Below are 13479 nucleotides of genomic sequence, written 5' to 3' on the forward strand. Positions count from 1 at the left end.
AACAGCTAGTGCCAAGAGAGGGCAATGGCACGGACAGCGGAAAAAGTGACCGCACTCGTCAACCAAGACGGGTCGATGGCCGACGCCCTCAACGTCGTCCTCGAACACGCCCAAAACGGAGATGGCTCCGTGACGTGGGGCGATGTGAAAGGCGAGATTACGAGCGGCGAGTGGGGTCGTCTCATCGAGAAGGGCATCCTGGTGGAGGGGAACGGCGAAGGGTTCGTCGTCAACAACCCAGACCAGGTGCGCGCGGCGCTCGATGACACCACCCCGGGCACGAAAAGTCGGTCGCGGTCGAAGAAGTCGAACAGTAGCGACACAGATTCGAGTTGGTCATCCTACGACAAGGCCGCAGCCCTCATCACCGTGGGGCTGTTCGCGGGCTACTCCTATGGCCCCGTTCGCGACATCATCGGTGGGGGGATGAACGTCCTCCTTGGTCCGCTCGAATCGATGTTGCCGTTCTACGTCGTCGTGATGGTGCTTGCACTCTTTACTGGGCTTTACTCGACGCTCTTGCAGGCGAACCTCATGGACATGGAGAAGATGGGCGAGTACCAGTCTGCGATGAAGGAGATTCAAGAGCGGCGCAAGGCCGCCCAAGAGCGCGGCGACGACGCCGAACTCGAACGCATCCAAGAAGAGCAGATGGAAGCCATGGGCGACAACCTCGGCATGTTCAAAGAGCAGTTCCGCCCGATGGTGTGGATTATGCTCCTGACCATCCCGGTGTTCCTCTGGATGTACTGGATGCTCCTCACCCGCGGTGACGTGATTACGCCGAACCAAATCACCATGCCGCTGATCGGGACGGTCGGCTGGGAAGAGGGTGTCCTTGGCCCACTGCAGGCGTGGATTCTCTGGTACTTCGTCTGCTCGGTGAGCTTCACCCAAATCATCCGCAAATCGCTCAACATCCAGACGACGCCGACGTAACGAACTTCTTTTTACTCCCTCGCTCGGAGGGTGTATATGCTAATTACCGTCTCCGGACCAGCCGGAAGCGGCAAGAGTACCACCGCGAAAGCGCTCGCCGAGGCACTTGGCTACGAGCACATCAGCGGTGGCGACCTCTTTCGCTCTCTTGCAGAAGAACGTGGACTGACACCGCTCGAACTCAACAAGCGCGCAGAAGAAGACGAGCAAATCGACCGCGACTTGGATCGAAGACTGCGCGACATCGCCCGCGACAAAGACGACGTGGTGCTCGAATCGCGCCTCGCTGGCTGGCTCGCAGGCGAGTACGCAGACCTCCGCCTCTGGCTTGATGCGCCACTGCACGTCAGAGCCGCACGGATTGCAGACCGCGAGGGCAAACCCGTAGAGCAAGCACGAAAGGAGACGCGCGCTCGCTCAAGCAGTGAAGCCCAGCGATATCAAGAGTACTACGGCATCGACATCACCAACCTCTCTATCTACGACCTGAACGTCAACACGGCGCGTTGGAGCCCGGAAAGCGCGCTCGCCATCGTCCGAACTGCGGCCGAAGAGTACACCGCAGCAGACGACGAAGGGACGGTCGAGATAACCATCGACTACCAGTTCTAATGCACACACGCGGCCCACCCGAAGAACGACGCCCCACAGACCGCCTCCAGTTCGGGGTCATCAACCTCGACAAACAGCCCGGCCCGTCGGCCCATCAGGTGACCGGCTGGGTGCGCGATTTGGCCGGAGTCGAACAGGCCGCCCACGCGGGAACCTTAGACCCGAAAGTCACGGGCTGTCTCCCGATTTTACTCGGTGACGCCACGCGCATGGCACAGGTGTTCTTAGAGGGCGAAAAGGAGTACGTCGCGGTGCTCGAACTCCACGGCCGCGCACCTGCGGACCTGGAAGCGACAGTGGAGGAGTTCGTCGGCCCGATTTACCAGAAACCGCCGCGCAAGAGCGCCGTGGTTCGTCGCCTGCGCGTCCGCGAGATTTACGACATCGACGTGCTCGAAGTCGCAGAGCGCCAAGCCCTCCTGAGAATTCGCTGTGAGAGCGGCACGTACATCCGGAAACTGTGCCACGATATCGGCCTCGCGCTCGGAACCGGCGGGCACATGGGCCACCTCCGCCGGACGGCCACGACGCCGTTCGACGATTCGACCATGGTGACGCTCCACGACTTCGCAGACGCGCTTGCCTTCGCCGAAGACGGCGACGAAAGCTGGCTCGACGAGGTGGTGCAGCCAGCAGAGCGCGCGCTCACTCACCTGCCGAAGGTTACGATTGCGCCAAATGCGGCCGAACAGGTCGCAAACGGCGCACAGGTGTACGCCCCCGGCGTGATTTCAGTCGAAGGCGTCGAAGACGGCGCCGAGGCAGACCGCCCACTCGTGGCGTGCTACACGCCGGACGGCGCGGTCGTGTGCCTCGGCAGACTGGTCGGTGCCCCGTCTCGGGAGACGGGCTGTGTGGTCTCCTTAGAGCGCGTTCTCGTCTGAGGAAACCCGTAGGCGGGACGCCGAAGCGAAGGGCTTAATGTGCCCACTCACATCTGCCGTATTGCGGGACCGTGGGGTAGCCTGGTATCCTCTGCGGATGGGGTCCGTAGGACCTGAGTTCGAATCTCAGCGGTCCCACCTTTTGACGCGAATAACGCTACGAGCGCCGCGTAGCGTGTGCGAGTAACTCCGTGAGCGTCGAAAGGTGGACAGAGCCTTGGCGTCTTGCGCGAGCGTGAAGAGCGACTGGCATCCACATTCAACCTCGCGTCCACCTTGCACATGCAAGCCCCAACCCGCCGCCGTACAGGACTTTCAAGCCAATCGGCCCAAGCACATACAAGTGGTCGCGCCAAATCAGTGGTATGGGGTTGGGTAAATTACTGAACTCTCGGGGAATAAAGCGGCTAAGTACGCTGTCGATGATTGCAGAGGCGGCGGTTGCGTTCCGTCGTGGAGAGAAGAAGATTGGAGCGATGCTCATCGGGGCGGCCGTGCTCTCCATGCGCTGGAGTGCCGTTGGGCTGGCCGGTGAGGGATTGATTCGACTGTACCGTCGGAAACGACCACTCTAAGCAAGCCAATGACAGACGATAACTCCGAAGACAAAGCCGAGGCAGCACAGGCACAGCAAGAAGCGCGAAACGAGCACGAACAGGAGCGCAAACAGGAAAAGCTCGAACGCGAAGACCAGAAACGAGAGCAGGAAGCCGAAAAAGCGGAGAATCCGGACAACCACCGCGACGGCGAGCCGTTCCAGAGCTGATTTTTTAGAGCAGTCCGGCGACGACGAGCAGCGCAAGGGCGACCGCGCCCGCGGTGAAAAACAGCGGGAGGTTCTGCTCTACGGCCACCTTCGCGGTTTTACTGCCGAGTTCGCGGCGGAGACGGCGGAGACCGACTTGGAGGAGGCCGGAGAGAATCACCCAGAGGACGACCATCGAGATGACGAGGTGGCCCCGCCCGGTCGAGGCCAGCGAGCCAAAGGTGTAGAAGTTCCCGGCGAGGTGGCCGCCGGTGATAAGCAAGAGAAGAATCGAGGCGGTCGTCACGGTGGTAAAGCGCCCGGCAATCCACTTGAGACCGTCAGTGCTCATCTGCCCGGCGCGGGCGGCGGGGAGGATGATACCGACGAAAAAGAGCGTGCCGCCGACCCAGATGCCGGCGAACAGCATGTGGAACACGGCCATAATCGTATCAATGAGTGCCATGTTCCGAGTATGGCACCGGGGTGTCCAAATTGTTCCGGTTGCTGAATTGTTTGGTCAGGCCGGGACCCATTGCGACCCAGAATTGCGGGTGACGATGATGCCTTCTGCTCGCCATTCGTCACAGACGGCCGGTATGCCGTCGTGGATTGTTGGGTAGTGTGGCGTCCAGCCGGTCGCGTCCCGAAAGTGGGCGGCCGAGGTCGGCATCGGGCGGGTCAGAAAGCGGACGAGGCCGCTGCCAGCGACGAGGCGTCCCAAAAACGGTGGGATGTGTCTCGGTTCCGGGGCATCGAGTGCCTCCGCGAAGGTGTGTAGGTACTCGGCCAGCGAGACTGGCGTTTCATCAACGACGTGATAACGTCCCACTGCTCCGGCCTCCATCGCATCGACGAAGGCACGTGCTGCGTCCTCGACGTGCAGGTGGCTGAGGAGGGCGTCGCCTCGGCCAATGATGGGCATCCGTCGAGAGAGCACCCGTTGGGCAATGGTCTGTGTCTGGGTGCTGCCAGCGGAGTAGAACCAGCCACAGCGCAGGATTGTCGTGTCGAACTCGTTCGTGGTTCCCGCCGCGGTGACGATGTCCTCTGCGTCGAGCGCCGAGGCAGTCGTTCGGTCGGGGTGGGGTGGTGCGGTCTCGTCGTAGAAACTCCCGTCTGGCTGGCGGGCAACCCAGACGATGCTTTGTTGGAGGAACTGCGAAGCGTCCACCGCCGCGGCCACATCGGTAAGGTTTCGCGTTCCCTCGCGGCGAACGCGGTCGTTCAGTTGCCATGCAGCCCGTTTGGGGCGAGCAGTCGTGGGGATGGCGGTCGCAGCGTTGATAATCACGTCCGCGCCGAGCGCCGCTTCACGGAGTGAGTCGGGGTCTAACACGTCCCCGCGTCGAGGATGCCCGCCCGCCAATTCGATGCGTCTGTCACCCGCTGCCCCCCGCGACAGACCAATCGCTTCGTGACCACGGTTCGTGCACGCTTCGACCAACCTTTGTCCGAGGACACCCGTTGCTCCCGCAATGAACACCTGCATAGCTGGAAGTAGGAGTGCAGTAGGGATACTCGTTACCAGAAACGGGAAATAGTCGAGTTAGTCGTGCTTTGCGGCGGGGTTGGTCACCGCGCCGATTGCGGCCGAGCCGAACAGTTGGCCGTACTTTGCGAGCACGCCCGAGTCGTAGTTCGGTGCGGGTGCCTCCCAGTCGTCGAGTCGGGCGGCGAGTTCGGCCTCAGAGAGGTCGATGTCGAGGGAGCGTTCCGGGATGTCCACCGTAACGATATCGCCCTCTTCGAGGACGGCGATTGGCCCGCCGACGAACGCTTCGGGGGCGACGTGGCCAATCATCGGGCCACGCGTGCCGCCGGAGAACCGGCCGTCGGTGATGAGCGCCACGTCGTCTTCGTGGCCCGCCCCGACGACGGCGGCGGTGACGCCGAGCATTTCGCGCATGCCGGGGCCGCCCTGTGGCCCTTCGTTGCGGATGACGATGACGTCGCCCGATTCGATGTGACCCTCTTGGACGTAGGCCATCGCGTCCTCTTCGTCTTCGAAGATGCGGGCGGGGCCTTCGTGGTGGAACTTGTCGTCGCCGGTGACTTTGAGCACCGCGCCGTCGGGCGCGAGGTTGCCTTTGAGGATTTTGATGGCTCCCTCTGCCTGTTTCGGTTCCTCGACAGTGTAGAGGAAGTCTGTCTCGATGTCCTCGTCTGCAGGCAGGTCGAGCTGGTCGAGTTCGTCTGCGATGGTGCGGCCGGTCACGGTCATCGCGTCGCCGTGGATGAGTCCGGCGTCGAGCAGACGGCGGATGACGATTGGAACGCCGCCGATTTCGTGGAGGTCGTTCATGACCCGCGTGCCGCCGGGCTGGAGGTCGGCGATTTTCGGCGTGCGACGCGAGATCTCGTCGAAGTCGTCGATATCGAGGTCGATGCCCGCCTCGCGGGCGAGCGCGAGCAGGTGGAGCACGCCGTTGGTCGAACCACCAATCGCGGTCTGGACGGCGATGGCGTTCTCGAAGGATTTTCGGGAGAGAATGTCGGAGGGACGGCGGTCTTCGCGGATGACCTCGACGGCGAGTTCGCCTGCGCGTCGGGCCACGTCGTAGCGTTCGTCGTGTTCTGCGGGTGCGCTTGCACTCCCGAGTGGGGCCATGCCGAGCGCTTCGCTGATGGATGCCATCGTGTTCGCGGTGAACATCCCACCGCAGGAACCCGCGCCGGGACAGGCGTGGCGCTCTAGCTCGTCTAATTCTTCTTCGCTCATGTCGCCGGTTGCGTACGCGCCGACGCCTTCGAACACCTGGACGATGGTCACGTCGCGGCCGTCGTGGTGGCCGGGCATGATGGAGCCACCGTAGAGAAAGACGCTCGGGAGGTCGGTTCTGATGGATGCCATCATCATCCCCGGGAGGTTTTTGTCACAGCCCGCGACCGTGACGAGGCCGTCGAGTCGTTCCCCGAAGGCGACGAGCTCAACCGAATCGGCGATGACTTCTCGGGAGATGAGCGAGGCTTTCATCCCTTCGGTGCCCATCGAGATGGCGTCCGAGATGGTGATGGTGCCGAACTCAATTGGCATACCGCCCGACTGGTCGACCCCTTCGATGGCCGAGGCCGCAACGTCGTCTAAGTGGACGTTACACGGCGTGATGTCCGCGGCGGGGTTTGCGATGCCAATCATGGGCGAGGCGAGGTCTTCGTCGTCGAAGCCCATCGCCCGGAACATGGCGCGGTGTGGCGCTCGTTCTGGCCCCTCGGTGACATCGCGGGAGGGAAGCCCCTCTGGCTTCTCTAACTTCTGCTTGTGACGCTGGCTCATACGCGGAGGTAGCCACGGAGGTTCTTAAAAGGCCGCACCCGAACAGATGTTGCTGTCATTCCGAAACAACAGAACACCTTTGCCGTCGGGGGCGGGAAAACAGGGTGATGAACGCCGACTGGCCGGAGGCTGCCGTCGTCATCGCCGCCTACGAGGAGGCCGACTCGGTTGGCCGCACGTTTGACGCGCTCGCTGGGCAGGACGCCGAGGTCATCGTCGTGGTCGGCGGCGACGACGAAACGGCCGAGATTGCGATAGCCCACGACGCCGTCGACCGCGTTCTCTGCGACGAAGCCGAAGACGGCCCGAGCGCCGCGCGCAATCAGGGCGCACGCGCCGCGTCAGCAGAAGTCGTCTGTTTCACCGACGCGGACACTGTTGTTCCAAACTACTGGGTCGCAAAGCATCGGCGTCACTATACGGATGATACGGTGGCGGGCGTTGGCGGCCCGCTCCGGCCACAGGGAAACAGCACGAAACACCGAATTTTGTTCAAACTCCTCTCTGACTACTGGTATCGCGCGGCGTGGCCCGTCGGCTTCGTTCAGCAATCGGGGAACAACTGTTCGTATCGCCGGAGTGCGTTTCTCGAAGCCGGTGGCTTCGACGAGGAGATTCCGTTCATGGAAGATACCGAGTTGTCCCTTCGGATGAAGCACTACGGGCGCATCGTCTACGACAAGGAGTGTCCGGTGTACACCTCGACGCGTCGCCAGACCAACCAGGGCTACGTCGGGCTGTTTCTCACCTACGTTCGCGGCTATCTCGATTACTTCGTCCTCGACCGGCGACCCGACAACGGCTACTTTAAATAGTCAGTTGCCACTGTCGAAACCCCGATACCACAACCACGCCAAGCGACGGCCATGGTGCGGGTCTCGACCGGTGGTCGTCTCCACTTTGGCTTTAGCAACCTCTCGCTTGCGCACGCGCGCCTCTACGGCGGCGTCGGCGTCACGCTCGCAGAGCCACGCGTGGTGGTCGAAGCCCACCCCGCAGACGGCGTTGTGTGTGACCACCCGGTCGCCGCCCGCTACGCACAAGACGCAGTCGCCGTCCTCGGCGTGCCCGGCGCGCGCGTGACGGTACACGAAGAACTGCCCCGACACGTCGGTCTCGGGAGCGGCACACAGCTCGCGTTGGCGACGCTCAAAGCCGTCGCAGAGGCGAACGATCAGGAGATTTCCGTGCGCGAAGTTGCGCCGACGCTCGGCCGCGGCGGGCGCAGCGGCATCGGAGTGGCAGGTTTCGAGTCAGGTGGGTTCATTTTCGACGCCGGTCACCCGACGGAGCGATTCACGACAAATCGCCCGGCGGACGGCGAGTGGGACGTGCCCGCGGTTGCGGCGCGCCACGACATCCCCACAGACTGGCGGTTCGTCGTCGTGATTCCAGCCATCCCATCGGGGCGAAGCGGCGCGGACGAAGACGAGAGCATTCGGACGGTCGTCGAAGACGCAGACCCGATGCTCGCAGACGACATTTCGACCCAAATTGCCCGGCGCATCCTGCCCGCGGTCGCAGAGGGCGACTGGCGGACGTTTGGCTCGGCGGTGGCGACCATCAGCCGCCTCAATGGCGCGTGGTACGCAGACGAACAGGGCGGCGTGTTCCGCCCGCCCCTTGGGGAACTCGTGAATACGCTGACCGCGAGCGGCGCGGTGTCGGGCGCAGGCCAGTCGTCGTGGGGACCAGCAGTGTTCGGCGTGACCGACCGCGACCACGCGGAAGCAGCCCGAAACGTGGCACACGAAGCGCTCGACGCGGTTTCGGTATCGGGCGAGGTGTTCGTCACCCGGGGTCGAAACGCTGGGGCGGACATTCATTCGGAGTAACACGTAAGCGGGAGGCCTGCCATAGCCCGGTATGAAGCGCATCCCCTTTGGCATCCCGCGGCTCGACTCCATCATCGACGGTGGCGCACCCGCCGGGAGCGTCGTCTTGCTGTCTGGAGAAGCAGGGGCAGGGGCACGGGAGTTCATGTACACGAGCGCCGTGATGAACGGCCTCGCAGACGGTGATACGGAACTGTTCGACCTCTACTACGGCGACGTGCAACCGGAAACGGTGTTTCCGGACGAAGTTCATTATCTGTCATTTACCGCAGACGAAGCCCAACTCACCCGTGAGATTGGGATGACCATCGACGAAGAAATCGTCGAACAGAGCGTCGAGGCAATTACGTTTCACGACCTCTCAGACGAGTATTTCAACGAGAGCCAAGTGCCGAGAGAGTGGTACGCAGAGAAGGCGCTCTCAATCGAAGACCTCGGCACGTCACACGACTCAGAAGGCGTGCTTACGGCACTCTCCCACTGCCTCGACCGCGTCGCAAGCGGCAACCTCGTCGTCATTGACTCGCTCACTGACCTCGTGAGCATCGTCTCCGACGAACGCCCGTGGGCTGACATCACGCTGATAATTAAAGGCCTCCAGAAGGCAGCCTACCGGTGGGACGGCCTGATTCTCCTCTACATCAACGCAGAGACGATTCAGCCAGAAGAACACGAACAACTGGTCGAAGCGACCGACGGGACGATGGAATTTACGTGGGAAACCGGCGGGTCGAGTCGGGCGCGAACCATGTTCGTCAAACAGTTCCGCGGCATCCTCCCACGGATTGAGGCTGAAAACATCGTTCGATTCGAAACTGAAATTAACGACTCCGGGTTCGACATTAGCAACGTGCAGAAAATCAGATAAGTTGGAAGGAACGTTTATGGTGATTGTTCCGAAATCTGTACTGAATGGAGGGTGAGGAATCGAGGGATGTGGCGGTGCGGATACCGGAGTCGCTTGACGAGTGGCTCACAGCAAAAACAGCGGCGCTTGGCGTCTCGCGTGAGACGCTCCTCGTCCAGTTGCTTGCGGCGTATCGGTTGACTGACGAAACCACCGCAGGTGACCTCAAAGCGGCGCTCGAACAACACGATGCAGTCGATAGCAACCAGCTTGCGGCAGTCGAGTCTGCGCTCACACAGAAAGTCGACACAGAAGTGGGCGAGCTAGACGAGAAGGTCAACTCGCTCATCGACGACGTACGAGCGCGAGTCATTCAGGTGAAAAAAGAGGCAGATTCGAAAGCAGAGAGCGACCACACGCACCCAGAACTCTCGACCGTCGAAACTCTCGAAGAGTCAGTAAACCGCCTCCAAGACGAAGTAGACCGGCTGGAAACCGCCGTAGACCACGAGGCGAGCACGCGCACGGACGAACACACGGCGCTTCGTGAGCGTATCGACGACCTCGAATCGAAGCTCCAGACCGTTGCCCGCGTCACACTCGACATGCGCAACGTGGTGCGCACTGACGCAGAGCGCGCAGAGCGCGAGCGACTGCTTTCAACCCTCAGAGAGATTGCGACGGAGGAGGGCGTGCGCAACGCGAAGTGTGGCGCGTGTGGCGCGCCAATCGACGTGGCGCTCCTCAATGACCCAACCTGTCCGGGCTGTGGCCACCTGTTCACCGACATTGAACCGGGGACGTGGCTCATTCGCTCGCCACGACTCGTGAACACCCGCCCCGAACTCGAAGTCGGAGGCGACGAGGAGACCGACTTAGACGTGCTCGCGGAGGTCGTCGGCGAGGTCGAAGTCGCCCCCGGAGGTAACAACCAATGACGCGCGACGACCACGACATCTTCGACCAACTCGCAGCGGAGACGAGCCACGAGGTGAAAGACCCGCTTTCAGAACTCGGCGCCGAGTCGCTGCGTGACGAAGAAGCCAAAACACTCGCCGAGGACGACCTCTGGGACGCGCTCGCGGACACAGACGACATGACGATTACGAGCACAGCCGGCGAGGGCGAAGAGGCCATCGTGGAAAAACAGGACTTCTGTGAGTCCTGCGAGCACTTCACCGCACCGCCGGAGGTCGGCTGTACGAACGACGGGACGAAAATCGTCGAACAGACCGACATGCGCCACTTCAAGGTGCGAAACTGCCCCGTCGTCGCCCAACGGCGCGAACTCGAAGAAGAGCGCTAACCCTTTTTTGCGCAGAGCGACAACCCGCGTCCATGCAATTTTGCGACGAGTGTGGCTCCATGATGCACGCAGACGGCGATGAGATGGTGTGCAAGAGCTGTGGCGCGCGCGTGCCAAAGGACAAAGAGGCCGCGAAAAGCTTCGTCAGCACGGAAAAGCAAACCTTCGACGACGTTATCGAAACCAGCGAAGAGGCCTCAGACGAGGGGAAACCAACCGCCAACGAAGAGTGCAAAAAGTGTGGGCACGACCGCGCGTGGTACACCATCAAGCAGACCGGGTCTGCTGACGAGCCACCGACGCGGTTTTTCAAGTGTATGGAATGCGGGCATCGGTGGCGAGGGTATAGCTGAGGGCAGGTGTCGAGTAGCCGACGCGATAGTTCGAGACACATCACGCCGATTGGATGACGTGCTGCGGGCCCGAGACTGGGTGGGCTCACGTGAAGCAAAACACCATTACCTCCCGTGTCCGTGGCTAGTGGTATGGGTTCAACGGACAAGGTGACCGTCAGAGACGTGATGTCCACGCCGCTTGAGACGATTTCGAAGGGCGCAACGATTCGGGAAGCCGCCCAGCAGATGCGTGAAAAGGATATCAGTGCACTGGTCGTCGAGACCACTCCGCGAGCGATTATTAGCAGTACGGACGTGCTCGATGCCGTCGCGAGCGGGCGTGACATCTCGAAGCTAACCGTAGCTGACGTGATGACCACCAACGTCGAGACGGCCACGCCAAACCTCTACATGGAAGAGGTTGCCGCGATGATGACCAGTTACGGTATCAAACACCTCCCGGTTGTTGACGACGACTACGTCGGAATGATCTCCTCAACCGACGTCATGGCGTACCTCTCCTAAGCAACGTAGCAGTCAAGATATGGGAAGCGAGCAGGTTCACAACTGGACGACGAGGCCCTCACGGGCTCGTTCGTACGTCGTCTCGAATGGGTCGGTGCGGTCGCGGAGCGTCTCTCGCAGCCACGCAGCCTCGTCCTCGGTCGTCGGTCTGACCCCGTCGTCGATGTGGAACGGGACGAGCCGTATCTTTTCGAATTCCCCGTCGATGAGCGTGACTTCGAACAGGTAGCTCTTGTCGTTACCCAGGTCGTCTTTGATACCGAAATCGTCCACAAGGTCGCCGGTATCGTGGAGGATGACGCCGTCTTCGTACTGTTCTATCGCTTGAACCACGTGTGCGCTGTGCCCGTGGACGAGGTCAACGCCGCGGTCTACGAGCCAGTGGCCGAACTCAACCAGTCGGTCGCGGGGACGTTCGATCCAGTTTTCGCCCCAGTGGACGGACGCGACGAGGATATCCGGATCCGTTGCTTTCGCTCGCTCTATTGCGTCACCGACGACGCGCTGAGTTTCCGGACCGTCGTAGTTCCGAGAAATCCAGGCGATTCCGGGTCGATCCTCAGTCGCCGCGTAAAATTCGTACTCGTCTGAAAACGAGATAGCGGCGACATCGAGGCCGCCGACCGAAAACGTCGCGGGTGCGCGCGCAGCCGCCGCGTTTTCGCCAGTGCCCGCGTGTTCGATACCACCTGCATCGAGTGCGTCGATTGTGTCGGTGAGGGCAACCGCGCCGAAATCCATCGCGTGATTGTTGGCGAGCGAGGCGAACGTAACGTTCCCGGCGTTGAGCGCGGGAACCGCCCACGCTGGATCCCCGCGAAAGTGGTAGGTGCGGTCGGGAAATCGTTCTCCACGCGTCGAGAGACAGCATTCGAGGTTACAGAAAACGCCGTCGAGCGACTGGAGTCTGGGCTGGAAGTCACCCCAGATAGTCGCCGGGTCAACGTCTTCGTCGCCATAAATTCCGTTGAGCGATCGTCCGACCATCGTGTCCCCGCCGAATCCAATGGTCGTTTTTCGGTGTGCAGTCGTCGTCGAGTCGACAGTGGTAGCCGGGGTGGTGGTCGACTCGGAGGTGGGAGGGGCGTCGGCCCCAGTGGGCATCTCGGATGGGGGCGAGTCAGTGCTCGTTCCGATGCAGCCTCCGAACGCCACCACGCCCATCGCTGAGAGGAATGCGCGTCGATTCCGCTTCATTCAGTTGTTGGTTCAGTGTCATGTTCTAAATACCTGACGGCGTGAATGCGTAAATAACTGCCCACCAACTGTCCGTAACTGCCCGCGACGACACTGCTTTGCTGGGTCGGTGAGGTTGTGAGAGGGTGTTTATTGCGAAAAAGACTTCCCCACCACTCTCCGAACCCCAGTCGTGAGTACAGACGCGCGACGAGTCGAGGTGCATCCGGGCTGTGAGGCGGTCGTGGACTTCGACCCCTCGCTCACCTTCGAGTGCGTAGAGGAGTGTACGTGGTGTTGTACCCACGGCGTGCTCCTCTACGAGCCGGACTTTTTCGAACTCGCGAAGCACGCCGACTTGAACGAGGCGACGACGACGTTCCGGGGGGAGAACTTCGTCAAGCGCGAGCAGAAAAATCGCGAGGAACACGTAAACGAGGAGGGCCAAGCCTGCTTTTTCCTGCGCGACGACGGTCTTTGTGAACTCCACTTAGAGCACGATTGGAAGCCAGCGCGGTGTTCGGTGTTTCCCCTGCAAGTGACGGTCGAAGACGGCGAGATTCACGTGTCAGTGCGCGAGTCGGCCCACGAACACTGCGAGGGACTCGACGTGAGCGAGCGGAAGGTTATCGACAATTTGGATGCGTTCTTGCCGCAGGTGCTCTGGGAACTCGACGACCCGGACACGCTGAAGGAACTCTGATTTAGAACAGGAGGTGGGTTTCGAACCCAAGGACGATTGCGTAGTTAGTGAGTGTGATGCCCAGATATGCGATTACCAGCGGGAGGAGTGATTCGCTCCGTTGGTAGGTGGAAGCCACGAGTGCGAACACCGTGAGTTCGAGCGCGAAGAGGTCGATTCGAAAGGGGAGTGAAAACCCGCTCAGAACGTCTCGCCTCGACGCATACGCCGCGAGGAACACGATGCATCCGGTGAGGCATATGAATCCCATGCCAAAACCGCCGGCCACCGACGCAGAGCCAAGCAGTGTGGCGTG

Annotated in this window: 18 protein-coding genes and 1 tRNA gene; 14 read left to right on the plus strand and 5 right to left on the minus strand. The window is 61.5% G+C overall.

The features are described 5' to 3' along the window. The first annotated feature begins 24 nt into the window (after positions 1 to 24). From V5N13_RS05165 to V5N13_RS05190, 6 genes are all read left to right on the plus strand, one after another. Positions 25 to 939, plus strand: a complete 915-nt coding sequence (locus V5N13_RS05165; RefSeq protein WP_336359882.1) for a DUF106 domain-containing protein — start codon at positions 25 to 27, stop codon at positions 937 to 939. Between the two features lie 36 nt (positions 940 to 975). Then, positions 976 to 1551: a (d)CMP kinase gene (cmk, locus tag V5N13_RS05170; protein WP_332899788.1), complete on the plus strand. Its 576-nt coding sequence runs from the start codon at positions 976 to 978 to the stop codon at positions 1549 to 1551. Next, positions 1551 to 2435 (plus strand): RNA-guided pseudouridylation complex pseudouridine synthase subunit Cbf5, encoded by an 885-nt coding sequence (locus V5N13_RS05175; RefSeq protein WP_336359883.1) that lies wholly within the window; start codon positions 1551 to 1553, stop codon positions 2433 to 2435. Before cmk ends, V5N13_RS05175 begins: the two co-directional genes overlap by 1 nt. 65 nt (positions 2436 to 2500) lie before the next feature. Beyond that, a tRNA-Pro gene (locus tag V5N13_RS05180) sits at positions 2501 to 2573 on the plus strand. Positions 2574 to 2857: 284 nt separating this feature from the next. Next, entirely contained in the window at positions 2858 to 3010 is a 153-nt protein-coding gene (locus tag V5N13_RS05185; RefSeq protein WP_336359884.1) for a hypothetical protein, read from the plus strand. An 8-nt stretch (positions 3011 to 3018) separates the two neighbouring features. Then, positions 3019 to 3201 carry a hypothetical protein gene (locus tag V5N13_RS05190; RefSeq protein ID WP_336359885.1) on the plus strand — a complete coding sequence of 61 codons (183 nt, stop codon included), beginning with the start codon at positions 3019 to 3021 and terminating at the stop codon, positions 3199 to 3201. A gap of 4 nt (positions 3202 to 3205) precedes the next feature. Here V5N13_RS05190 and V5N13_RS05195 read toward each other — a convergent pair whose 3' ends face one another. From V5N13_RS05195 to ilvD, 3 genes are read right to left on the minus strand one after another with little or no spacing between them, the layout of a single operon-like run. Continuing rightward, the gene (locus V5N13_RS05195) at positions 3206 to 3646 is read right to left on the minus strand and encodes a hypothetical protein (RefSeq protein WP_332899792.1); all 441 of its coding nucleotides are present in this window, start codon (positions 3644 to 3646) and stop codon (positions 3206 to 3208) included. Between the two features lie 54 nt (positions 3647 to 3700). Further along, positions 3701 to 4672, minus strand: a complete 972-nt coding sequence (locus tag V5N13_RS05200) for an NAD-dependent epimerase/dehydratase family protein (protein ID WP_336359886.1) — start codon at positions 4670 to 4672, stop codon at positions 3701 to 3703. A 57-nt stretch (positions 4673 to 4729) separates the two neighbouring features. Continuing rightward, entirely contained in the window at positions 4730 to 6457 is a 1728-nt protein-coding gene (gene ilvD / locus V5N13_RS05205) for a dihydroxy-acid dehydratase (protein ID WP_336359887.1), read from the minus strand. Between the two features lie 107 nt (positions 6458 to 6564). Here ilvD and V5N13_RS05210 point away from each other — a divergent pair, with 107 nt between their 5' ends. The 7 genes from V5N13_RS05210 (at position 6565) to V5N13_RS05240 (ending at position 11305) form a co-directional block, all read left to right on the plus strand. Next, a complete protein-coding gene (locus V5N13_RS05210) occupies positions 6565 to 7272 on the plus strand; it encodes a glycosyltransferase (RefSeq protein WP_336359888.1) in 708 nt (235 codons plus the stop codon). A gap of 51 nt (positions 7273 to 7323) precedes the next feature. Beyond that, entirely contained in the window at positions 7324 to 8292 is a 969-nt protein-coding gene (locus V5N13_RS05215; RefSeq protein WP_336359889.1) for a beta-ribofuranosylaminobenzene 5'-phosphate synthase family protein, read from the plus strand. Positions 8293 to 8323: 31 nt separating this feature from the next. After that, entirely contained in the window at positions 8324 to 9160 is an 837-nt protein-coding gene (locus tag V5N13_RS05220; protein WP_336359890.1) for an RAD55 family ATPase, read from the plus strand. Between the two features lie 44 nt (positions 9161 to 9204). Continuing rightward, positions 9205 to 10077, plus strand: a complete 873-nt coding sequence (locus V5N13_RS05225) for a hypothetical protein (RefSeq protein WP_336359891.1) — start codon at positions 9205 to 9207, stop codon at positions 10075 to 10077. Next, positions 10074 to 10445, plus strand: coding sequence for a hypothetical protein (locus tag V5N13_RS05230; protein WP_336359892.1), 372 nt, complete (start codon positions 10074 to 10076; stop codon positions 10443 to 10445). The genes V5N13_RS05225 and V5N13_RS05230 overlap by 4 nt, the downstream gene beginning before the upstream one ends. Positions 10446 to 10477: 32 nt before the next feature. Further along, entirely contained in the window at positions 10478 to 10798 is a 321-nt protein-coding gene (locus tag V5N13_RS05235; protein WP_336359893.1) for a transcription factor S, read from the plus strand. Positions 10799 to 10930: 132 nt separating this feature from the next. Next, a complete protein-coding gene (locus V5N13_RS05240; protein WP_336359894.1) occupies positions 10931 to 11305 on the plus strand; it encodes a CBS domain-containing protein in 375 nt (124 codons plus the stop codon). A 36-nt stretch (positions 11306 to 11341) separates the two neighbouring features. On the opposite strand, the gene V5N13_RS05245 is transcribed toward V5N13_RS05240, so the two are convergent. Beyond that, positions 11342 to 12502, minus strand: a complete 1161-nt coding sequence (locus tag V5N13_RS05245) for a CapA family protein (protein ID WP_336359895.1) — start codon at positions 12500 to 12502, stop codon at positions 11342 to 11344. Positions 12503 to 12674: 172 nt separating this feature from the next. On the opposite strand from V5N13_RS05245, the gene V5N13_RS05250 reads away from it, so the two are divergent. After that, on the plus strand, positions 12675 to 13184 hold the full coding sequence (locus V5N13_RS05250; RefSeq protein WP_332899802.1) for a hypothetical protein: 510 nt from the start codon (positions 12675 to 12677) through the stop codon (positions 13182 to 13184). Between the two features lies 1 nt (position 13185). Here V5N13_RS05250 and V5N13_RS05255 read toward each other — a convergent pair whose 3' ends face one another. Further along, positions 13186 to 13434 (minus strand): hypothetical protein, encoded by a 249-nt coding sequence (locus tag V5N13_RS05255; RefSeq protein ID WP_336359896.1) that lies wholly within the window; start codon positions 13432 to 13434, stop codon positions 13186 to 13188. Between the last annotated feature and the right edge of the window lie 45 nt (positions 13435 to 13479).

Origin of the sequence: Haladaptatus sp. ZSTT2, assembly GCF_037081775.1 — an archaeon.
In the GTDB taxonomy this organism is placed as follows: Archaea; Halobacteriota; Halobacteria; order Halobacteriales; family Halococcaceae; genus QDMS2.